The sequence below is a fragment of the Streptomyces sp. NPDC029292 genome (assembly GCF_055569295.1).
In genome coordinates, this window is the sequence record NZ_JBVHXR010000005.1 from 331,030 (window position 1) to 351,920 (window position 20,891).

Here is a 20,891-nt window from a genome sequence, read left to right on the forward strand (position 1 = left end):
TCGCCGACGCCGCCGAGGTCTCCAAGATGACCGTCTTCAACTACTTCGGCACCAAAGAGGACCTGGCCTTCCCATGGAGGAGCACTTCGGCGACGCGGCCCGCGCCGTGTGTGAGCGGCGGTCGGGTGAGTCCGCGGTGGAGGCCGTACGCCGCCACTTCCTGGAGATGGTCGAGAACCGCGCCCCGTCGGTCGGCCTGAACAGCGAGCCGTTCGCCCGCCAGGTGCGCGGGCTCGTCCTGGAGACCCCGGTCCTGATGGAACGCGCCTTCCTCGCCGCCCAGAAGGGCACCCGGGACCTGGCCGCCCTCCTCGCCGAGGAGACCGGCGACCTGATGCTCGCCACGGTCGCCGCCGCCATGCTGAGCGCGGCCCGCAACGCCCTGATCGAGGAGCACCACCGCCGCGTGGCCGCCGGCGAGAGCGTGGCCGCGGTCGCCGCCGACGCCGCCCAACTCGCCGACCGGGCCTTCGCGTTGGTGGAACACGGACTCGGGGACTACGCGCGCAAAGCGTGATGTTCCTGCACGGACGTCGGTCCGCGCCGCCGGGTTGTCAGCGGCTGCTGATAATTTTTTCGGCAGAGCTGGGGTTGCGTGGGGAACGAGGTACGGGGGAGCAGTGCGGGTACCTGAGCGTGCGCGGAAGTCCGTGAACATATTGCTGTGTCTGGTCGCCGTGGCCGGTATCGGCTGGAGCGGCCGGGAGATCTGGCAGGTCCTGTACGGCCGATACGAGATCAACGAGGCCTGCGCGGGACTCGTCCCGGCCGGGCGCGTACTCGCGCTCTCCCCGGCGGGCGGCACTATCTCGCACCGGCTCGCCGAAGAGGGCACCATCGAACTCGACGCCGCGCTGCCGCAGGACTGCGAGATCTTCAGCACCGAGGCGGGGGAGAAGTACGGCACGGACAGCGGCGAGCGCTGGTTCTTCACCGGCACGGTGGGTCCGGTGCCGAGCGACTCACCCGTGGTCACCGACGATCCGGTGTCCAGCATCGTCGACTCGTATGCCGGCCACACCTACCCCGCCCAGCCGCTCGGCGGTGGCATCACCGGGCTGGTCTCGGCCTCGGGCGTCACCGTCCAGCTTTCCTGCCCGGAAGCCGTCTCGCACGGGCGGCAGCTCAAGGCGCTGTGGGCGAGGGCCGCACTCATGGACCCCGGGCCGCCCTTCACCGAGAACGGCCAGCTCACCGCCCATGACCGGAGCGTCCTCGCCGAGACCGCCGTGATCACCGCCAACAACCTCGCCGACCGGCTGGGCTGCTCCGAACGGCTGCCCGATCCGCCGGAGGACATCCCCGCCCTGACCGACGGCCCGACATCGGCCTCGGACGCGGACGGCACCTGCGCCTGGTACCGCAAGGCCGGCTTCGCGCGTCAGAAGCAGCTCGCCGACCAGGTCCTCGAAAGCCGCACGGACGACACGCTGTGGGACGAGCAGTGCGGTCTCGTGCTGAGCGAGGCCCGCGCGAACGACCTCTGGTATTCCCACGTCGACGACATCGAGAGCCTCGACGAGCCGGACCGCGAGGGCGACTGGTTCGTCTCCTTCCACACGTACGCCGGTGAGGACGCGAAGGACATACGTCTCACGAGCACCGATTACGACGAGATTCCCGAGGTCGCGGAACCGGGAAAGGCGGGCCGCAGCGAGGACGAACCGGTCTGGTGGGCCTCGTCCGTCTGCCAGGGAAAGCCCCAGATCCACACGATGACCATCGGCTACGGCTACGACAGGGTGGTCACACCCGCGTACGAGAAGGTCTTCCGCGCCTACGTCACCGACGTCGCCAAGCGCCGCGGCTGCACGGACACCAAGTTCCCGGCGTCCTCGACCTTCCGGTCTTAGGCTCACCGCATGCCGCCGGCCAAGAAGCGCACCCGTACGTACGACTCCGCCAAGATCCGCACCGCGGTGCTCGCGCAGTTCGGGAACGTAAGAGAAGGCGTACGGGCCCTCGGCGACGAGGAGTTGGCGCGGCCGACGCACCTCGGGGACTGGAGCGTGCGGGACTTGGCCGCGCACGTCGCCATGGCCGTCGAGACCGTCAGCCGGAACCTCGGCCGGCCGGAGCCCGCCGTCAAGGAACTCGCCCTGCTCGACTGGCCGTTCGCGACGGCGGCCCGCGCCGAGGACATCGCCGACGGCACGCGCGAACTCGCCGTCGGCAACCCCGACCTCGACGCGCTCTACGCCCGCACCGAGGAGCGGATCACCGAAGCGCTGGCCACGGCATCCGACGGGCGGCTGCTCGCCGCCCGCACCGGCGCCATGACCCTCGCCGACTACCTCGTCACCCGCACCGTCGAACTCGTCGTCCACACCGACGACCTGAACCGCGCCGTCCCCGGACTCGACATCCCGTACGACCGTCAGGCGCTCGCCGCCTGCACCCGGCTGCTCGCCGACGCCCTCGCAGTAAAGGCGCCCGGCGCGTCCACGGAGGTGCGGATCCCGCCGTACGCCGTCGTGCAGTGCGTCGAGGGGCCGCGGCACACCCGCGGCACCCCGCCGAACGTCGTCGAGACCGACCCGCTGACCTGGATCCGGCTCGCCACGGGACGTACGGAGTGGAAGGCGGCGCTGGACGACGCCAAGGTCAGCGCCAGTGGGGAGCGGGCGGACCTCGGAGGGCTGCTGCCCCTCATGGGCTGAGCCGTCCTGGAGGGGAACCGACCACCCCACCCCTCCCGTCACACCGGCATGGACAAGCAGCGACTGACCCTCAGCGTCCTGACCCTGGTTCCGCTCGTGGTGGCCTGTGGCACCGAGACGGGCAGCAGCTCGGTGGGGTCGGGCTCGTCACCCGTCACCGGCGTCCACTGGAACGTCGCCAGCGTCACCGTCGACGGCACCAGCCGGCGCGCGCCCTCCGGAGCGCACGTCGAGATCGGCGAGGACGGCACGGTCCAGGGAAACTACGGCTGCAACCACTTCAACGCGACCGCCACCTTCACAGGCGACCGCATCGACCTCGGTGACACCTCGAGGACCGAGATGGCCTGCGACAAGGGCCCCATGAAGTTCGAGGGCACCCTCGCCCGCACCCTCGCCGACGGCGCCCTCAAGGCCACCGTGCGCAAGGACGAACTCACCCTCACCACCGACGACGGCGACCGCGTCCACCTCACCAAGGAGAAGGACGCCCCCCTCTACGGCACGAAGTGGACCGTCACCGCACTCGGAGACGCGGACGTGGCGCAGCCCCTCCCGGCGGGCGCCAAGGCGTACCTCGTGCTCGACAAGAAGCACGGCACCCTCGGCGGCCGTCTCGGCTGCAACGACGCGTCCGCAAAAGCCACCGTCCGCGACGGGCACATCACCCTCGGCACCCCCCGGACCACCCGCATGGTGTGCGACAGCTCACTCATGGCCACCGAGAAGACGCTGCTCGGCCTCTTCGACGGCACGGTCGTATACGAATTGGATCACCGCACCCTCACGCTGACCAGCGCAAACGGCACCACGGTCACTGCCGTGGCCGACGAGTGATCCATTAAGGTCCCGTATCCCCAATTCGGACCAGTGGTCGATCTCGCCTACACTCGGTGGCGTGCCACGTGGTGACGGTCGACTCAATCATGATCTGCTCCCCGGTGAGAAAGGCCCCCAGGACGCTTGCGGCGTCTTCGGTGTCTGGGCTCCGGGCGAAGAGGTCGCCAAGCTCACTTACTTCGGGCTCTACGCCCTCCAGCATCGGGGCCAGGAATCCGCGGGAATCGCGGTCAGCAACGGCTCCCAGATCCTCGTCTTCAAGGACATGGGGCTCGTTTCCCAGGTCTTCGACGAGACCTCTCTCGGTTCGCTCCAGGGTCACATCGCGGTCGGTCACGCCCGCTACTCGACCACCGGCGCCTCCACCTGGGAGAACGCCCAGCCGACGTTCCGTGCCACCGGGCACGGCTCCATCGCGCTCGGCCACAACGGCAACCTGGTCAACACGGCGCAGCTCGCCGAGATGGTCGCCGACCTCCCCAAGCAGGACGGCCGCACCACACGCGTGGCGGCCACCAATGACACCGACCTCCTGACGGCCCTGCTCGCCGCCCAGGTCGACGACGACGGCAAGCCGCTGACCATAGAAGAGGCCTCCGCCAGGATCCTCCCGCAGGTCAAGGGCGCCTTCAGTCTCGTCTTCATGGACGAGCACACCCTGTACGCGGCCCGCGACCCGCAGGGCATCCGCCCGCTGGTCCTCGGCCGCCTGGAGCGCGGCTGGGTCGTCGCCTCCGAGTCCGCCGCCCTCGACATCTGCGGCGCCGCCTACGTCCGCGAGATCGAGCCGGGCGAGTTCGTCGCCATCGACGAGAACGGCCTCCGTACCTCGCGATTCGCGGAAGCGAAGCCCAAGGGCTGTGTCTTCGAATACGTGTACCTGGCCCGCCCCGACACGGACATCGCCGGTCGGAACGTGTACCTCTCGCGCGTCGAGATGGGCCGCAGGCTGGCCAAGGAAGCCCCTGTAGAGGCCGATCTGGTCATAGCGACCCCGGAGTCCGGGACGCCCGCCGCGATCGGTTACGCGGAAGCCAGCGGAATCCCCTTCGGCGCGGGTCTGGTGAAGAACGCGTACGTCGGGCGGACCTTCATCCAGCCCTCGCAGACGATCCGCCAGCTCGGCATCCGTCTGAAGCTGAACCCCTTGAAGGAAGTCATCAAGGGCAAGCGCCTGGTCGTCGTCGACGACTCGATCGTGCGCGGCAACACCCAGCGCGCGCTGGTGCGCATGCTCCGCGAGGCGGGCGCGGCGGAAGTCCACATCCGGATCTCGTCTCCCCCCGTGAAGTGGCCCTGCTTCTTCGGCATCGACTTCGCGACCCGTGCCGAGCTGATCGCCAACGGCATGACCATCGAAGAGATCGGCACCTCGCTGGGTGCCGACTCCCTCTCGTACATCTCCCTCGACGGCATGATCGAGGCGACCACCATCGCCAAGCCGAACCTGTGCCGCGCCTGCTTCGACGGCGAGTACCCGATGGAGCTCCCCGACCCGGAACTGCTGGGCAAGCAGCTTCTGGAGACCGAGCTGGCGGCGGGTCCCGCAGCCACGGCCGCGGCCGACGCCATCCGTCGCCCGTAAGCGCCGCAGAGCCCCGTATCACCAACCCGAAAGATCCCAGGCAATGTCTGCTGTGTCCGATCAGGGGACTCCGTCCCCGGGCAGTACCGGTGCTTCCTACGCGGCTGCCGGCGTCGACATCGAAGCGGGCGACCGCGCCGTAGAGCTGATGAAGGAGTGGGTGAAGAAGACGCAGCGCCCCGAGGTCCTCGGCGGCCTCGGCGGCTTCGCCGGCCTCTTCGACGCCTCCGCCCTCAAGCGCTACGAGCGGCCGCTGCTCGCCTCCGCGACGGACGGCGTGGGCACGAAGGTCGACCTCGCCCGGCAGCTCGGCGTGTACGACACCATCGGCCACGACCTGGTCGCGATGGTCATGGACGACATCGTGGTGTGCGGCGCCGAGCCGCTCTTCATGACCGACTACATCTGCGTCGGCAAGGTCCACCCGGAGCGCGTCGCGGCCATCGTGAAGGGCATCGCCGAGGGCTGTGTCCTCGCGGGCTGCGCCCTCGTGGGCGGCGAGACGGCGGAGCACCCGGGCCTGCTCGGTCCGGACGACTTCGATGTCGCGGGCGCCGGCACGGGCGTGGTGGAGTACGACCGGCTGCTCGGCGCGGATCGTATCCGTAAGGGTGACGCGGTGATCGCCATGGCGGCCTCCGGACTTCACTCGAACGGGTACTCGCTCGTCCGGCACGTCCTCTTCGACCGGGCGAACCTCCGCCTGGACCAGCACGTCGAGGAGTTCGGCCGCACGCTCGGCGAGGAGCTCCTGGAGCCCACCAAGATCTACTCCCTGGACTGCCTGGCGCTCACCCGCACCACCGAGGTGCACGCCTTCAGCCACATCACCGGCGGCGGACTCGCGGCCAACCTGGCCCGCGTCATCCCCGACGGCCTGCACGCCGTCGTCGACCGCGAGACCTGGACCCCGGCCCCGGTCTTCGACCTCGTCGGCAGGACCGGCGACGTCGAGCGCCTGGAGCTGGAGAAGACGCTGAACATGGGCGTCGGCATGATCGCGATCGTCCCCGAGGAGTCGGCGGATGCGGCCCTCGACACTCTCGCGGACCGCGGTGTGGACGCCTGGATCGCCGGTGAGATCACCGAGCGCGGCGACCACGAGTCGGGCGCGGCGCTGATCGGCACGTATTCAGATTAGAAGCGCCTCGAGCTAGGACAGCACGAAACCCGGTCCGGCGCTGAGGCCCCGGACCGGGTGAAGTGCAGTTGCTACGAGGAACCCGCCCACAGAAATCTGCTACGAGAAATATCTGCTACGAGGGATCGCTGAAACTGCGAGGGACGCTGCTGCGTCAAGCGCCGCGACGTTGCGACGTAGGACCGGACTCGTCGTCCTCGTCCTCATCGTCGTCGTCGTTATAGAGATCCGCGTACTGGGCGTACGGGTCGTCTTCTTCCTCGTCGTCGTCCTCGAACGGCTCGCCATTCGGCGGCTGGCTCGAAGTCGAAGCGCCCAGCTCATTGGCCAGACGCGAGAGGTCAGTCCCGCCGCTGCTGTACTTCAGCTGGCGGGCGACCTTCGTCTGCTTGGCCTTTGCCCGGCCGCGCCCCATGGCTCGACCCCCTCGGATACGGGGCTCGGTGGCCCCAGAGTCTTGACACGCGTTCATGTTCTGGAACGGGCTCTCCGTGGAGAGACCGGTCCGTAGGGCTTCCACGGTACCTGAGCCCGCGCCCATACGGTACGTCGCCCGCAGGACGCGCCTTCGCCCAGAACCCGCGAGGTGCCCTGTCCCCGCTGGTCAACCGCGATTTTAACCTCTTATTGGCGGACGACCCGCCGACAGGAGTGAGAGTTCTCTCCAAGACTTCCATCGGCGGGTCCCTGACAAGCCGGAATGGGAGATCCCGGAATCAGCGGCGGCGCGCCTCCGCCATCCGCTGCTCGGCGATCCGGTCGGCCGCGGCGGCCGGCGGAATACCGTCATCCTTCGCACGTGCGAATATGGCCAGCGTGGTGTCGAAGATCTTCGCCGCCTTCGCCTTGCACCGGTCGAAGTCGAAGCCGTGCAGCTCGTCGGCGACCTGGATGACACCGCCCGCGTTCACCACGTAGTCGGGCGCGTACAGGATCCCGCGGTCCGCGAGGTCCTTCTCCACGCCCGGGTGCGCCAGCTGGTTGTTGGCAGCGCCGCACACGATCTTCGCGGTGAGCACCTGCACGGAGGTGTCGTTCAGGGCGCCGCCCAGCGCGCACGGGGCGTAGATGTCGAGGCCCTCGGTGCGGATGAGTGCCTCGGTGTCCGCGACGGCCGTGACGCCGGCGGGGTGCCTGTCGAGGATCCGGCGCACCGACTCCTCCCGTACGTCCGTGATCACGACCTCGGCGCCGTCGTCGCGCAGGTGCTGCACGAGGTGGTGGCCGACCTTGCCGACACCGGCGACGCCGACCTTGCGGCCGCGCAGCGTCGGGTCGCCCCACAGGTGCTGGGCGGAGGCCCGCATGCCCTGGAAGACACCGAAGGCGGTGAGGACGGAGGAGTCCCCGGCGCCGCCGTTCTCCGGCGAGCGACCCGTCGTCCAGCGGCACTCGCGCGCCACGACGTCCATGTCGGCGACGTACGTACCGACGTCGCACGCGGTGACGTACCGGCCGCCGAGGGAGGCCACGAAGCGGCCGTACGCGAGGAGCAGTTCCTCGCTCTTGATCTGCTCGGGGTCACCGATGATGACGGCCTTGCCGCCGCCGTGGTCGAGACCGGCCATGGCGTTCTTGTACGACATCCCGCGCGAGAGGTTCAGCGCGTCCGCGACGGCCTCCTCCTCGCTCGCGTACGGGTAGAAGCGCGTACCGCCGAGCGCGGGGCCCAGCGCGGTGGAGTGGATGGCGATGACGGCCTTGAGGCCGCTGGCCCGGTCCTGACAGAGCACGACTTGCTCATGACCCCCCTGGTCCGAGTGGAACAGGGTGTGCAGGACGCCGTCGGTTACGTCGGTCACGGTGGTGACTCCCAGGTAAGTAGCGGCGGTTGAATGCGGTGCCCGTGCGGGTGGCGGGCTCCCGTGGGCATGAGACTAGAGCCTGTGCCCGACCGCCATCCGCGCAGTGTTCAGGATCACCTTCTCGCGGAGTACGTTCACGTACGGCCGTGGCACGATTTGCAGTGTTTTCCCGGTCGCTTGTGCGTGGGTTGAGCGGGTTTCCCGCCCGGGTTTCACGTGTGGTCCGTTGGGGAGGGAGCAGGCGTGCCCAAGGTGTCCTCGGTGATCGTTCCGTACGCGTCCTATCTGCGCGTGTACGAACCGCTGGCGGCCTTCGCGGAGCCGGAGCGCGGCCACTGGGCGCGCTACGCCCGCCGGGCCGAGCGCCCGTCGTACCAGGACGAATTGCGCCGCTCCCTGGCCGACTTGCTGCCCACCCCGCCCATCCCGGTGCCGGTGCACGAGAGCAGCGACGCGTTCGTGCTGAGCGTCGACGGGGTGCTCTGCGTCTGTCCCTGGCGCACCCGGCTGCGCGGCTGGCAGGCGCTGGGCGAGCTGGCCGAGGAGCTCCCGGCGCCGGTCCTGGACGCGGCCCTGCCCCCGCTCGTACGCCACCAGGCCGCCCAGGACTACGAGCGCTGGATGGCCCGCAACCCCGACGCCCGCCCGTGGATCCGCACCTCGACCTGGCAGGTGCCGCTGAACTGGTTCGTGCTCGTCTCCGACGAGGAGCGGCAGTACGAGAAGGGGGCGGGGCCCGACGGAGCCGCGCCGGTGCTGCGCTACCGGACGCCGATGGTGCAGGCGCGGCGGCGGGTGGCGCGGGCCCTGAAGACGCTCAAGGACACCATTGACGAGGGGCCGCTCATCGACGGCCTGGTGGACGTGGGGCGCTGGCTGGAGGAGTTCCACCCGCGCTCGCTGGTGGAGCTCGACTACGGCGGCCTGGTGCATGTCCTGCCCGCCGGACATCTCGAGGGGGACCACTCGGCGGCGGACGTGGCCGAGGGCATCGAGGCGCTGCGCAGCGGGGACGGGGTCGCCGCGGGGGAGGCGTACGGCCGGCTCGTGGAGCGCTGGCGGTCGGTCCGGGACCGGCGCTCGGCGAACTGAGGCGTACTGAGACGCGCTGAGGCGTACCGAGACGCACTGAGGCGCGCTGTGTGGTGCGTGTGAGGCGCGTGAGGCGTGTGTTGTGTGTGAGCTGTGTGACCTGCTTCTCACCCATAACCGTCGAACTGGCGTATGGTCCTCACACGCTGAAGAACCCTCACTACGGGACGTAGGTCCTGATCCGGGCTTTTGCGTCGATCATGTGTCAAGCGTGATGGATGGCACTTACCCGACTCTTGCATCCCTTGTACCTCCTCATGCCAAAATAGGACAAGGGAGCCCGGGGGAGGGTTCCTTCCACCCACGTATGGGTGGAATCTCAGCATTGCACGCTATGGGGGGTCTGGTGACTCCTGATCGTCCTGTGACTGATCGTCACAGTGGCGTGACTGTCCGCTATGGCATGGTCCATCGGCTTCCGCGGCTGATGAACACCTGGGAGGGCAATTCCATCGGTTTGGCCGACGCGGCTGGACAGATGGTGTAGTTGTAGTGCCGAGGACAAGCCGTTCGTCCTATAACCGACTCGACTCGCGTCCGCCATTTCGGGCAACGCGGGTCAAGGTGCAGAATTTAGAGGAAAGAACCGAGAAGGTTCGGTTCTCCCGAGGAGGCCGCTCATGACCGCTCGCACCCCTGATGCCGAGCCGCTGCTGACCCCGGCTGAGGTCGCCACGATGTTCCGCGTCGACCCCAAGACGGTCACGCGGTGGGCGAAGGCCGGCAAGCTTACGTCCATCCGCACGCTCGGCGGGCACCGCCGCTATCGCGAGGCTGAGGTCCGCGCACTGCTCGCGGGTATCCCGCAGCAGCGCAGCGAGGCCTGAACAACTGCATAACCGGACAATTCGGCAGGTCCCCCAACCCGCCGAGACGTCCGAACCAAAGCTCCAAGCGACGCGGGTTCTGCCCCAACAGGGCCCACGCCCGTCCCAGTTGTAGAAGCTTCAAGGGTGCGTCGTCGATCGCGCTGGACTCCGCCGGGTCCAGCGCGATCTTTTTGTGTCCTGGTCATGCCCGGGGTGGCCGGTCTGTGAGCGGCCTTGTCGGAGTCTGGGGAGGGGTGTCGGATCCCCTGTGGACACCCTCGGTGGGTGGTGCAATTGCACATATTAAATTGACCAGTTGTAGGTGGGGTGTAAGTTCCTGCGTTCCAAAAACTTATGCGGTGACACCCGTCACATGCCACGGTCCTTGTTGCCCGTGCGGCCTCTGCGCTAGAGGAGTTGGGCCGGTGCGTCGGCAGACGTACGTCCACGCTCCCACCGGGCGGTGCGCGCGTCCGCTGCCCTTGGTCATGCCTTGGAGGGACTTTCGTCCTCGACGGCGCTTCCGGGGTCCTCCTCGCCGCGTGGAGCCGGTTCCATGGCCAGCCGCAGGAGCCGGTGGCAGATCGGGCAGTGCCGCGTCAGATGGCGGTACTCGGAGGCGGCCGACAGGTGGGCGCGGAGCAGAGCTCGCGTCTCGTGCCTAACGGACGCCGCCATACGCCACCTCCAACGGCCCCCGTGAGGTCGAGAGCCCTGGTTTCTGGGGTACCGGCGGAATGTGACGCCGTCAAGGTGCGGGGGCGCCAGGGACGGGGCTGTTGGCCGTACGCAAAAGGCCCGGAGCCGAAGCTCCGGGCCCTTCGATCAATGCGGTCCTGACGGATTTGCTGCACCCGATTGCGGCTGCGCCGCGGGCGCGGCCTTCACCTTGGCAGGGTGGCGAGCGTGTTCGGGGTGGTGTGGTGGCATGCGAAGGGCCCGTCACCCTTGTCGGATGCGGGCCCTTCGATCAATGCGGTCCTGACGGGATTTGAACCCGCGGCCTCCACCTTGACAGGGTGGCGAGCACTCCAAACTGCTCCACAGGACCAGGTTTCGCAGCCACTCTTCGTGCGCTGTGCTGCGAGAAGAGACTGTACAGGAGGGTGAGCCCGGGGTCGAACTCACCCACCGTGCAGGCGCCGTTACGGCACCGCCGCGTCTATCGCCTTCACGATGCGCTTGTCGGAGACGGGGTACGCCGTGCCGAGCGCGTGGGCGAAGTAGCTGACCCGGAGCTCCTCGATCATCCAGCGGATGTCCAGGACCGAGGAGGGGATCGGCCGGCCCTGTGGGAGCTGCTCCAGGAGCCAGGCGTACTCGTCCTGCATCTCGTGGACCTTCTCCATGCGGGTCGTGTCCCGCTGGACGTTCGTTGGCATCTGCTGGAGCCGGCGGTCGGCGGCGACCAGGTAGCGCATCAGGTCCGGCAGGCGCCGCAGGCCGGTCTCCGTGACGAAGCCGGGCTTCACGAGGGCGTTCAGCTGCGTCCGTACGTCCGTCAGGTTCGCCAGGAGCGTCGGGCTCTGTACGCCCTTCAGGCGGCGCTCACAGGCCTGCCAGGCGGCAAGCACCTGCTGCACCTGGCCGACCGTACGCACCGTGGTGTCGACGATCTCCGCGCGCACCTTGTCGTACAACTTCCGGTACGACTCCTCGTCCCACGCCGGTCCTCCGAAGTCCCCGATCAGCTTGTCCGCGGCCGCCATCGCGCAGTCGTCGAAGAGGGCCTGGATCGAGCCGTGCGGGTTCGCGGACAGCGCGAGCTTCTGGGCGTTCGTCAGCTTGTCCGAGGCGAACTTGCCCGGGTTCACCGGGATGTTGCGCAGGATCAGCCGCCGCGTGCCCTTCCACATCGCCTGCGCCTGCTCGGCCTCCGTGTCGAAGAGCCGTACGGAGACGGTGTCGCTGTCGTCGACCAGGGCCGGGTACGCCTTCACCGGCTGGCCCGCCCGGCGCGTCTCGAAGACGCGCGTCAGCGAGCCGATCGTCCAGTCCGTGAGCCCCGTACGTTCCAAGGACTCCCCGCCGGCGCGCTCCGCCGTCGCCGCCGCGGCCTGCGAGATCGCCTGGCGTGCCTTCGGCTTCAGCTGGAGCCTCAGCGCCTCCAGGTCCTTGTCCTCGGCGAGCTTGCGGCGCCGCTCGTCGACGATCCGGAAGGTGATCTTCAGATGGTCGGGAACCCGGGACCAGTCGAAGTCGTCGGCCGTGAGCGGCACGCCGACCATCCGCTTCAGTTCGCGGGCGAGCGTCGTCGTCAGCGGCTCCTGCAGGGGCACCGCTCGCTCCAGGAACTTCTTCGCGAAGTTCGGGGCGGGGACGTAATGGCGGCGGATGGGCTTGGGGAGCGAGCGGATCAGCTCCGTCACGACCTCTTCCCGCAGCCCGGGGATCTGCCAGTCGAAGCCCTCGTCCGTGACCTGGTTGAGGACTTGGAGCGGGACGTGGACGGTCACACCGTCCGCGTCCGCCCCCGGCTCGAACTGGTAGGTGACGCGGAACTTGAGCCGTCCCTGCCGCCACGAGTCCGGATAGTCGTCCTTGCTGACATCCCCGGCGCGCTCATTGATGAGCATCGAGCGCTCGAAGTCGAGGAGTTCGGCCGCCCCTTCTCCTTCGTGGAGCTTGTTCTTCCACCAGGAGTCGAAGTGCGCCCCGGACACCACGTGTTCGGGCACCCGCTGGTCGTAGAAGTCGAAGAGCGTCTCGTCGTCGACCAGGATGTCCCGGCGCCGGGCGCGATGCTCCAACTCCTCGACCTCGGTGAGGAGTTTGCGGTTGTCGGCGAAGAACTTGTGGTGCGTACGCCAGTCGCCCTCGACCAGCGCGTTGCGGATGAACAGCTCGCGGCTCGTCTCGGGGTCGATGCGCCCGTAGTTGACCTTCCGCTGGGCGATGATCGGTACGCCGTACAGCGTGACCTTCTCGTACGCCATCACCGCCGCCTGGTCCTTCTCCCAGTGCGGTTCGCTGTACGTGCGCTTCAGCAGATGCCCGGCCAGGGGCTCGACCCACTCGGGCTCGATCCTGGCGTTGACGCGGGCCCAGAGCCGCGAGGTCTCCACCAGCTCGGCGGACATCACGAAGCGCGGGGGCTTCTTGAAGAGGGCCGAGCCCGGGAAGACCGCGAACTTGGCGCTCCGGGCGCCCAGGTACTCGTTCTTCGCGCCGTCCTTCACGTCCTTCATGCCGACGTGGGACAGGAGACCCGCGAGCAGCGACACGTGGACGCTCTGCTCGGGCGCGTCCTCCTCGTTCAGATGGATGCCCATCTGCTTGGCGACCGTGCGCAGCTGCGTGTAGATGTCCTGCCACTCGCGGATGCGCAGGAAGTTCAAGTACTCCTGCTTGCACATGCGCCGGAACGCGGACGAGCCCCGCTCCTTCTGCTGCTCGCGGACGTACCGCCACAGGTTCAGGAACGCGAGGAAATCGCTCGTCTCGTCCTTGAAGCGGGCGTGCTGCTGGTCGGCCTGCGCCTGCTTGTCGGCGGGGCGCTCGCGCGGGTCCTGGATGGAGAGCGCGGCGGCGATCACCATGACCTCGCGGACGCAGCCGTTCTTGTCGGCCTCCAGGACCATGCGGGCCAGGCGGGGGTCGACGGGCAGCTGGGCGAGCTTGCGGCCGGTTGGGGTCAGCCGCTTGCGTACGTCCTTCTCCGTCGGGTCCAGCGCGCCCAGTTCCTGGAGGAGTTGGACACCGTCGCGGATGTTGCGGTGGTCCGGCGGGTCGATGAAGGGGAACTTCTCGATGTCGCCGAGGCCGGCCGCGGTCATCTGGAGGATGACGGAGGCGAGATTCGTCCGGAGGATCTCGGCGTCCGTGAACTCCGGGCGGGTCAGGAAGTCGTCCTCGGAGTACAGCCGGATGCAGATGCCGTCACTCGTACGACCACAGCGGCCCTTGCGCTGGTTGGCGCTGGCCTGCGAGACCGGCTCGATGGGCAGGCGCTGGACCTTGGTGCGGTGGCTGTAGCGGGAGATGCGGGCGGTGCCCGGGTCGATGACGTACTTGATGCCCGGGACGGTCAGGGACGTCTCGGCGACGTTGGTGGCCAGAACGATCCTGCGCCCGGTGTGCGGCTGGAAGACGCGGTGCTGCTCGGCGTGCGAGAGGCGGGCGTAGAGGGGGAGGACCTCAGTGAAGCGGTAGTTCTTCTTCGTGAGCGCGTCGGCGGTGTCGCGGATCTCCCGCTCTCCCGAGAGGAAGACGAGGATGTCGCCCTTGCCCTCGGTCTGGAGCTCCTCGACGGCATCGCAGATCGCGGTGATCTGGTCGCGGTCGGCGTCGTCGGCGTCCTCTTCGAGGAGGGGGCGATAGCGCACCTCGACGGGGTAGGTCCGCCCGCTGACCTCGACGATCGGGGCATCGCTGAAGTGCCGGGAGAAGCGCTGCGGGTCGATGGTCGCGGAGGTGATGACGACTTTCAGATCCGGGCGCTTGGGCAGCAGCTGAGCCAGATAGCCCAGCAGGAAGTCGATATTGAGGGATCGCTCGTGGGCCTCGTCGATGATGATCGTGTCGTACGCGCGCAGCTCGCGGTCCGTCTGGATCTCGGCGAGCAGGATGCCGTCGGTCATGAGCTTGACGAAGGTGCCGTCCTGGTTCACCTGATCGGTGAAGCGGACCTTCCAGCCGACGGCCTCGCCGAGCGGCGTGTCCAGCTCCTCCGCCACCCGCTCGGCGACGGTGCGGGCGGCGATACGACGGGGCTGGGTGTGCCCGACCATGCCCCTGACCCCGCGCCCGAGCTCAAGACAGATCTTCGGGATCTGGGTGGTCTTGCCGGACCCGGTCTCACCCGCGACGATCACGACCTGGTGATCACGGATGGCGGCCGCGATCGCGTCCTTCTTCTGGCTGACCGGGAGCTGCTCGGGATACGTGACGGCGGGCACACGCGTGCGGCGCTCGGCCATCCGGGCCTCGGCCTTGGCGGTCTCCGCCTCGATCTCGGCGAGCACGGCGGACCGGGCCTCGGGCTTGCGGATCTTCCGCGCGCCTTCGAGCCTGCGCCCGAGCCGGTGCGCGTCGCGCAGGGACAGCTCGGCCAGGCGGGCGGCGAGATCGCCGAGAACGGGGGCAGGATGCGTAGACATACGCGGTCCAGGATCTCACCTCGGTGAAATGAGTGGCGAACGCTTTTGCGCTGTGGACGCGCGGGGCGCTCGCCGGGGCCCGTTCCGGGGGCCGTCTGCCTCACCGCGCTCGGCTCGGTCCCGCTATGGCCGCTCGCGGAGCGCGATGGACTTCGCCGTGTTCGAGACGGCCTTGATTCCGAGATATGCCGTGGTCATCGTGCTGACGGCGGTGAAGGCGGCGCTGATGACGCCGAGGGCGACCGACTTGTCGCCGTCCAGCTGCCACACCGCGACCACCGCGATCGCCGCGATCACGACATTGCTCAGTCCGACGGCCACCAGACCGAAGAGAGCACGGTCCCGCTCCAGCTTCAGTTCGCCCGTGGCCTTCGACTCGCCTGTGGCTTCCGATATGGCTTGCGACCCGTGTCAGGGCTCGTCGTCATGGTCCCCCCACCAGAAAGTGCTGTTTCGGCAGCCAGAACGTAGCGCCGCGCCGGGGACACGCCAAGTTGGGCCGGAGGCACCGGTACCCAACGGTTCCGGATACGACGAAGGCCCCGTCCTGACGGACGGGGCCTTCGATGCTGTGGCTGGGGCCGGGGTCGAACCGGCGACCTATCGCTTTTCAGGCGATCGCTCGTACCAACTGAGCTACCCAGCCACGAGGTTTCGTGAAGAAACCTCAGCGGTCCTGACGGGATTTGAACCCGCGGCCTCCACCTTGACAGGGTGGCGAGCACTCCAAACTGCTCCACAGGACCAAGCTGTTGCGTGCGGCATGCGTAAAACAGTGTCGCACACGGTATTGCGTGCCCCCAACGGGATTCGAACCCGTGCTACCGCCTTGAAAGGGCGGCGTCCTAGGCCGCTAGACGATGAGGGCTATCGGCCCGCCTGGGCGCTTCTCAGCGCGTCGGGGACGTGAGAAGCATATGGGATGGCGGGAGGTATCGCCAAAACGGTTTAAGGGGTGGTCGTGGAGGGGGTGGGGGACGGTGTGGGGGAGGGGGTCGGGGACGGGGTCGCGCCTGGCTGGTTCTCCTTGGGGAGGTGGCGGCTGACCTCGGCCGTTGTCAGGCCCAGGCCGCCCAGTTTGATCTCGTCCCAGGCCTGGAGGCGGCGGGTGTCGCGGTCCAGGTAGAGGATCGAGGCCTCGATGGGGTCCGGGTACGTGCCTTCGACGGCTCGTAGCCCGCTGCCGCCGGTCGAGCCTTCGACGCGCAGGCGGGTTCCGTACTTCATGACCTCCATTTCTTCGTGGTGCAGATGGCCGGCCAGGACCAGAGGTACTTTCCCGTCGGTCAGGCGCGCCGCCGACGGCTCGTGGGCGATGGCGATGTCGACGGGAGTGCCCGCTGTCCGCTGGTCGTGGAGGGCCGTCGCGAGCCGTGTGCCCGCCAGTTCCTCCGCCGTGTTGCCTCCCGGCGTGACCGCGCGGTCGGGGGTGAACTGCGGGTCGCCGATGCCGGCGAAGCGCAGGCCCGCGACCGTGATCGCCCGGCCGTCGTCCAGGACGTGCGCGTTCTTCATGTGTTCGAGGTAGCGCTGGGTGAGGAGGGAGTCGTGGTTGCCCCGGACCCAGACGTACGGGGCTCCGAGGTCCGCGATCGGGTCCAGGAAGCCGTTCTCGGCCGCCGTGCCGTGGTCCATCGTGTCGCCGGAGTCGACGATCACATTGATGGCGTACTGCTGCACGAGCGACGCGATGATCTTCCAGCTCGCCGGGTTGAGGTGGATGTCGGAGACGTGCAGGACCCGGATCGTGGTCGGGTCGGGCTCGTACGCCGGGAGCGTGGACGTGACGTCGTACAGCTTCGTCACGTTCGTCACCAGGCGGGCCAACTCCTTCTGGTAGACGTCGAATTCGCTGACGATGCTGCGGGCGTTGCCCACCAGGGAGGGGGCGCTGCTCAGAAGTCCCGAGAACTTCGGTTCCAGGACCGACTTGGGGTTCCAGGTGGCGAAGGCCGTCGCTCCGGACGCGGCCAGGAGTGTCAGGGCCAGGCCGCCGGCGGCGAGGGCCCGGCGGGGGCGGCGGTAGACGGCGAGGCCGAGCGCCGTGGCGCCGGAGACGACCGCGATGCAGGAGCGTACGGCCAGGTCGAGGGTGCCGTGTTCGACGTCCTGCGCGACCTCGTCCTGGAGACCGGACAGCCGCTCCGGGTGGTCGACCAGGGCCTGGGAGCGGACCGGGTCGAGCTGGTCGACGTCCACGTCCAGGCGCAGCGGGGCCTCGTGGCTGCGCAGCTCCAGGGCGCCGAGCGGAGAGACGTTGATCTTCGTGCCGCCGGTGAGGGAGGGGCGAAGGGTCATGGTGGTGTTCATGGGGCCGACCGGGACGCGCACGTTCCCCACGATCAGCAGTCCCAGCCAGGCGCCCAGGAGTACGACGCAGACGAGGCCGAGGGCACGGGTGTAGGGGTGCGGCTGGGGGACGAGCTCGACCGCCGGGTGCGGGCGGCGGGCGCGGTAGTGGCGGGTCGGGCCACGGGCTGCGGTACGGATGCGGCTTCGCACGGCGGGGACGCGGCTTCGTATGCGGTGCAGGACGGCGGTTGCGGCAGGGGGGACGCGGGCCATTGGTCCCGTATGCCCAAGTGTGGCGGTGGGTATGCGGTGCCGCCGTGACTCTCGTACGGAGGCGTCATCGATTCTCGTACGGGGCTGCCGTCGACTCTCCGACTGGGGCCCCGTACCGGACAATGGCCGTGTGCTGGAGATGACGCGCGAGGAGTTCGAGGAACTGGTCGCCGAGGCGCTGGACCGGATTCCGCCCGAACTGACGCGGTTGATGGACAACGTGGCGGTGTTCGTCGAGGACGAACCGCCCGCCGAAGATCCCGAGCTGCTCGGGCTCTACGAGGGGACTCCGCTGACGGATCGCGGGGAGTGGTACGCGGGCGTGCTGCCGGACCGGATCACGATCTACCGGGGGCCGGCGCTGCGGATGTGCGAGACGCGGGAGGACGTGGTCGCGGAGACCGAAGTGACCGTGGTGCATGAAATCGCTCACCACTTCGGGATCGATGACGCCCGGTTGCACGCGCTCGGGTACGGCTGAGGTTCGGTCGCTCCGGCGGTTTCGCGCGGTCGGTCTGTGGGACGCGTGTCTTCTTGTGGGCGGCGGGAGTTGGGCAGGGGGACTCACCGATCCGCCTCGGAGGTGGCTGCCCGTGCGCGCCTTGTACGTACCCGTTCGTCTGGCCGCCACGGTCATGGCCGTCGCCGCGGCCGCCGGTTGCATGAGTGTGGGTGACGACGCGGGCCGCCCCGGGCCCTCGCACTCGGCGGGGCAGCGGGGTGGGGAGGCGCCCGACGGGGGGTCCGCGGTGAGCGGGGGCGGCGTCGGGTTCCACGGGGGGAAGGGGGCGAAGGGGGGTGCCGCCTCGCCAAAGCCCGGTGAATCCGTCTCCGGGTCGGCGTCTCCGCCGGCGTCGGAGTCCGGGCGTGCGAAGCCGTCCGCCAAGGCTCCGGCGAAGGGCGGCAAGGGGCAGCCGGTGGTATCCGCGCCGCCCAACGGGGAGCCGAGTCCTACCGGTCCGACGGCGGAGCCGCCGCCTGAGCCGCCGCCGGCGTCGTCGCCTCCGGCGTCCGAGCCGGGGTCGGCGGAGCCCTCGTCCTCCGCGCACGAGCAGCAGACCACGCAACTGGTGGAGCGGGAGCCGGCGCCTCGGGCGGGGGAGCCTGCCTAGGCGTCTCCCGTGGGGGAGCCGGTGCAGGACGTTTCCGGTGGGCTGGATCCTCCTTGGAATCCTCCTTGGAGGGCCGAGATCTTCTCTGACCTGCGGCTTTCGGGCTCGGTTTGCCTTCAGGGGTGGGGGGTGCGTATGGTAGTAGATCGTTTGATCCCAATTGCCCGGCGCCAATGCAGAGAGCGTCGCGTGGCGCGTACTCTCCCTTGCCGTGGCCGGACCGCATAGAGGCGGTCGATTGCGACTTCACGGAGTTTGGGCGCGTGCCGAAGAACTCCGGAAGGTTCGCATTTCGCATGTCTGTTTCCAGTACTGATCACGTCGTCGTGCCCGAGAACGGTGACGAGAACACCGCTCCCGAGAGCGCCGTCGAGTCCGCCCCCGAGATCACCTTCGCCGACCTCGGTCTCCCCGAGGGCGTCGTCCGCAAGCTCGCGCAGAACGGCGTGACCACCCCCTTCCCGATCCAGGCGGCGACCATCCCGGACGCCCTGGCCGGCAAGGACATCCTCGGCCGCGGCCGCACCGGCTCCGGCAAGACTCTCTCCTTCGGTCTGCCGACCCTGGCGCAGCTCGCAGGCGGTCACACCGAGAAGAAGAAGCCGCGCGCCGTCATCCTCACCCCGACCCGTGAGCTCGCGATGCAGGTCGCGGACGCGCTTCAGCCGTACGGCGACGTGCTCGGGCTGAAGATGAAGGTCGTCTGTGGTGGTACCTCCATGGGCAACCAGATCTACGCCCTCGAGCGCGGCGTCGACGTCCTCGTCGCCACCCCGGGCCGGCTGCGCGACATCATCAACCGCGGCGCCTGCTCGCTGGAGAACACCCAGATCGCCGTCCTCGACGAGGCCGACCAGATGTCCGACCTGGGCTTCCTGCCCGAGGTCACCGAGCTGCTCGACCAGGTCCCGGCCGGCGGCCAGCGCATGCTGTTCTCGGCCACCATGGAGAACGAGATCTCCACGCTGGTCAAGCGCTACCTGAGCAACCCGGTCACGCACGAGGTCGACAGCGCCCAGGGCAACGTCACGACCATGTCGCACCACATCCTCATCGTGAAGCCCAAGGACAAGGCGCCGGTCACCGCCGCGATCGCCTCCCGCAAGGGCCGCACGATCATCTTCGTCCGCACCCAGCTGGGCGCCGACCGTATCGCCGAGCAGCTGCGCGACGCCGGTGTGAAGGCCGACGCGCTGCACGGCGGCATGACGCAGGGCGCCCGTACGCGGACGCTGGCCGACTTCAAGGACGGTTACGTCAACGCGCTCGTCGCGACCGACGTCGCCGCCCGCGGTATCCACGTCGACGGCATCGACCTGGTGCTGAACGTCGACCCCGCCGGTGACCACAAGGACTACCTGCACCGCTCCGGCCGTACCGCTCGCGCGGGCCGCTCCGGCACCGTCGTGTCGCTGTCCCTGCCGCACCAGCGCCGTCAGATCTTCCGGCTGATGGAGGACGCGGGCGTCGACGCCGCGCGTCACATCATCAACTCCGGTACGGCCTTCGAGCCCGAGGTCGCCGAGATCACCGGCGCCCGGTCGATGACCGAGGTCCAGGCCCAGTCCGCGGGCGACGCCGCGCAGCAGGCCGAGCGTGAGGTCTCGCAGCTCACCAAGGAGCTGGAGCGCGCGCAGCGTCGCGCGGTCGAGCTGCGTGGCGAGGCCGACCGCCTGGTCGCCCGTGCCGCGCGCGAGCGGGGCGAGGACCCGGAGGCCGCTGTTGCCGCCGCCGCGGAGGCCGTCGCCGAGCAGGCCGTGACCGAGGCTCCCGCCGAGGCGCCCGCCGCGTCCGAGCAGCCCGCCGAGCGTCCCGCGTACGAGCAGCCGCGTCAGCGCCGTGACGAGCGGGGCAACTACGAGCGTCGCGACAACGACCGTGGTGGCTTCCGTCGCGACGAGCGTCGTGACGACCGGGGCGGCTTCAACCGCGACCGTCGTGACAACGACCGTGGTGGGTTCCGTCGTGACGACCGCCGCGATGACCGTGGTGGCCGTTCTTTCGAGCGTCGTGACAACGACCGTGGTGGCTTCAACCGTGACGACCGTGGCGGCTTCAACCGCGACCGTCAGGACAACCGCCGCGACGACCGTGGTGGCCGTTCTTTCGAGCGTCGTGACAACGACCGTGGTGGCTTCAACCGTGACGACCGTGGCGGCTTCAACCGCGACCGTCAGGACAAC

The 20,891-nt window shown here is 68.9% G+C and carries 16 protein-coding genes and 4 tRNA genes; 10 read left to right on the plus strand and 10 right to left on the minus strand.

Features of this window, described 5'->3' with window-relative positions:
• Positions 1-73 precede the first annotated feature (73 nt).
• The 6 genes from ACZ4WS_RS14940 to purM all read left to right on the plus strand — a co-directional run bounded on the left by ACZ4WS_RS14940 (position 74) and on the right by purM (position 6,226).
• Positions 74-517: a hypothetical protein gene (locus ACZ4WS_RS14940; RefSeq protein WP_467980555.1), complete on the plus strand. Its 444-nt coding sequence runs from the start codon at positions 74-76 to the stop codon at positions 515-517.
• Between the two features lie 133 nt (positions 518-650).
• The gene (locus ACZ4WS_RS14945) at positions 651-1,853 is read left to right on the plus strand and encodes a hypothetical protein (protein WP_467980457.1); all 1,203 of its coding nucleotides are present in this window, start codon (positions 651-653) and stop codon (positions 1,851-1,853) included.
• Between the two features lie 9 nt (positions 1,854-1,862).
• Positions 1,863-2,660, plus strand: a complete 798-nt coding sequence (locus tag ACZ4WS_RS14950; protein ID WP_467980458.1) for a maleylpyruvate isomerase family mycothiol-dependent enzyme — start codon at positions 1,863-1,865, stop codon at positions 2,658-2,660.
• A gap of 48 nt (positions 2,661-2,708) precedes the next feature.
• Positions 2,709-3,497, plus strand: coding sequence for an META domain-containing protein (locus ACZ4WS_RS14955; protein ID WP_467980460.1), 789 nt, complete (start codon positions 2,709-2,711; stop codon positions 3,495-3,497).
• A 61-nt stretch (positions 3,498-3,558) separates the two neighbouring features.
• A complete protein-coding gene (purF, locus tag ACZ4WS_RS14960; protein ID WP_467980462.1) occupies positions 3,559-5,085 on the plus strand; it encodes an amidophosphoribosyltransferase in 1,527 nt (508 codons plus the stop codon).
• Between the two features lie 43 nt (positions 5,086-5,128).
• Positions 5,129-6,226, plus strand: a complete 1,098-nt coding sequence (gene purM / locus ACZ4WS_RS14965; RefSeq protein WP_467980464.1) for a phosphoribosylformylglycinamidine cyclo-ligase — start codon at positions 5,129-5,131, stop codon at positions 6,224-6,226.
• Positions 6,227-6,380: 154 nt separating this feature from the next.
• Here purM and ACZ4WS_RS14970 read toward each other — a convergent pair whose 3' ends face one another.
• Both ACZ4WS_RS14970 and ACZ4WS_RS14975 read right to left on the minus strand, forming a co-directional pair.
• Positions 6,381-6,641, minus strand: coding sequence for a DUF3073 domain-containing protein (locus ACZ4WS_RS14970; protein WP_467980466.1), 261 nt, complete (start codon positions 6,639-6,641; stop codon positions 6,381-6,383).
• A 301-nt stretch (positions 6,642-6,942) separates the two neighbouring features.
• The gene (locus ACZ4WS_RS14975; RefSeq protein ID WP_467980467.1) at positions 6,943-8,028 is read right to left on the minus strand and encodes a Leu/Phe/Val dehydrogenase; all 1,086 of its coding nucleotides are present in this window, start codon (positions 8,026-8,028) and stop codon (positions 6,943-6,945) included.
• A 246-nt stretch (positions 8,029-8,274) separates the two neighbouring features.
• On the opposite strand from ACZ4WS_RS14975, the gene ACZ4WS_RS14980 reads away from it, so the two are divergent.
• Together ACZ4WS_RS14980 and bldC are read left to right on the plus strand one after the other, a co-directional pair.
• Positions 8,275-9,123: a DUF8083 family protein gene (locus tag ACZ4WS_RS14980; protein WP_467980469.1), complete on the plus strand. Its 849-nt coding sequence runs from the start codon at positions 8,275-8,277 to the stop codon at positions 9,121-9,123.
• 620 nt (positions 9,124-9,743) lie between these two features.
• On the plus strand, positions 9,744-9,950 hold the full coding sequence (bldC, locus tag ACZ4WS_RS14985; protein WP_003949541.1) for a developmental transcriptional regulator BldC: 207 nt from the start codon (positions 9,744-9,746) through the stop codon (positions 9,948-9,950).
• A gap of 468 nt (positions 9,951-10,418) precedes the next feature.
• On the opposite strand, the gene ACZ4WS_RS14990 is transcribed toward bldC, so the two are convergent.
• The 8 genes from ACZ4WS_RS14990 to ACZ4WS_RS15025 all read right to left on the minus strand — a co-directional run bounded on the left by ACZ4WS_RS14990 (position 10,419) and on the right by ACZ4WS_RS15025 (position 17,596).
• On the minus strand, positions 10,419-10,610 hold the full coding sequence (locus tag ACZ4WS_RS14990) for a DUF6274 family protein (protein WP_467980471.1): 192 nt from the start codon (positions 10,608-10,610) through the stop codon (positions 10,419-10,421).
• Positions 10,611-10,908: 298 nt separating this feature from the next.
• A tRNA-Asp gene (locus ACZ4WS_RS14995) sits at positions 10,909-10,983 on the minus strand.
• 94 nt (positions 10,984-11,077) lie between these two features.
• Positions 11,078-15,031 (minus strand): ATP-dependent RNA helicase HrpA, encoded by a 3,954-nt coding sequence (hrpA, locus tag ACZ4WS_RS15000; RefSeq protein ID WP_467980473.1) that lies wholly within the window; start codon positions 15,029-15,031, stop codon positions 11,078-11,080.
• Positions 15,032-15,154: 123 nt separating this feature from the next.
• On the minus strand, positions 15,155-15,352 hold the full coding sequence (locus ACZ4WS_RS15005) for a hypothetical protein (RefSeq protein WP_467980474.1): 198 nt from the start codon (positions 15,350-15,352) through the stop codon (positions 15,155-15,157).
• A 251-nt stretch (positions 15,353-15,603) separates the two neighbouring features.
• Positions 15,604-15,677: transfer RNA gene (locus tag ACZ4WS_RS15010), tRNA-Phe, on the minus strand.
• A 25-nt stretch (positions 15,678-15,702) separates the two neighbouring features.
• Positions 15,703-15,777: transfer RNA gene (locus ACZ4WS_RS15015), tRNA-Asp, on the minus strand.
• A gap of 49 nt (positions 15,778-15,826) precedes the next feature.
• Positions 15,827-15,899, minus strand: a tRNA-Glu gene (locus ACZ4WS_RS15020).
• An 80-nt stretch (positions 15,900-15,979) separates the two neighbouring features.
• Positions 15,980-17,596, minus strand: a complete 1,617-nt coding sequence (locus ACZ4WS_RS15025; protein ID WP_467980476.1) for a metallophosphoesterase family protein — start codon at positions 17,594-17,596, stop codon at positions 15,980-15,982.
• 130 nt (positions 17,597-17,726) lie between these two features.
• Between ACZ4WS_RS15025 and ACZ4WS_RS15030 the strand changes: the two genes are divergently transcribed.
• Positions 17,727-18,077, plus strand: a complete 351-nt coding sequence (locus ACZ4WS_RS15030) for a metallopeptidase family protein (RefSeq protein ID WP_467980477.1) — start codon at positions 17,727-17,729, stop codon at positions 18,075-18,077.
• A 927-nt stretch (positions 18,078-19,004) separates the two neighbouring features.
• The coding region (locus tag ACZ4WS_RS15035; RefSeq protein WP_467980478.1) for a DEAD/DEAH box helicase at positions 19,005-20,891 on the plus strand (1,887 nt) is incomplete at its 3' end.

Coding starts and splice junctions, on each gene's coding strand:
- ACZ4WS_RS14970 (WP_467980466.1), bottom strand. CDS start 6,641: ATGGGGCGCGGCCGGGCAAAGGCCAAGCAGACGAAGGTCGCCCGCCAG.
- hrpA (WP_467980473.1), bottom strand. CDS start 15,031: ATGTCTACGCATCCTGCCCCCGTTCTCGGCGATCTCGCCGCCCGCCTG.
- ACZ4WS_RS14955 (WP_467980460.1), top strand. CDS start 2,709: ATGGACAAGCAGCGACTGACCCTCAGCGTCCTGACCCTGGTTCCGCTC.
- ACZ4WS_RS15025 (WP_467980476.1), bottom strand. CDS start 17,596: ATGGCCCGCGTCCCCCCTGCCGCAACCGCCGTCCTGCACCGCATACGA.
- ACZ4WS_RS14940 (WP_467980555.1), top strand. CDS start 74: ATGGAGGAGCACTTCGGCGACGCGGCCCGCGCCGTGTGTGAGCGGCGG.
- bldC (WP_003949541.1), top strand. CDS start 9,744: ATGACCGCTCGCACCCCTGATGCCGAGCCGCTGCTGACCCCGGCTGAG.
- ACZ4WS_RS14990 (WP_467980471.1), bottom strand. CDS start 10,610: ATGGCGGCGTCCGTTAGGCACGAGACGCGAGCTCTGCTCCGCGCCCAC.
- ACZ4WS_RS14950 (WP_467980458.1), top strand. CDS start 1,863: ATGCCGCCGGCCAAGAAGCGCACCCGTACGTACGACTCCGCCAAGATC.
- purM (WP_467980464.1), top strand. CDS start 5,129: ATGTCTGCTGTGTCCGATCAGGGGACTCCGTCCCCGGGCAGTACCGGT.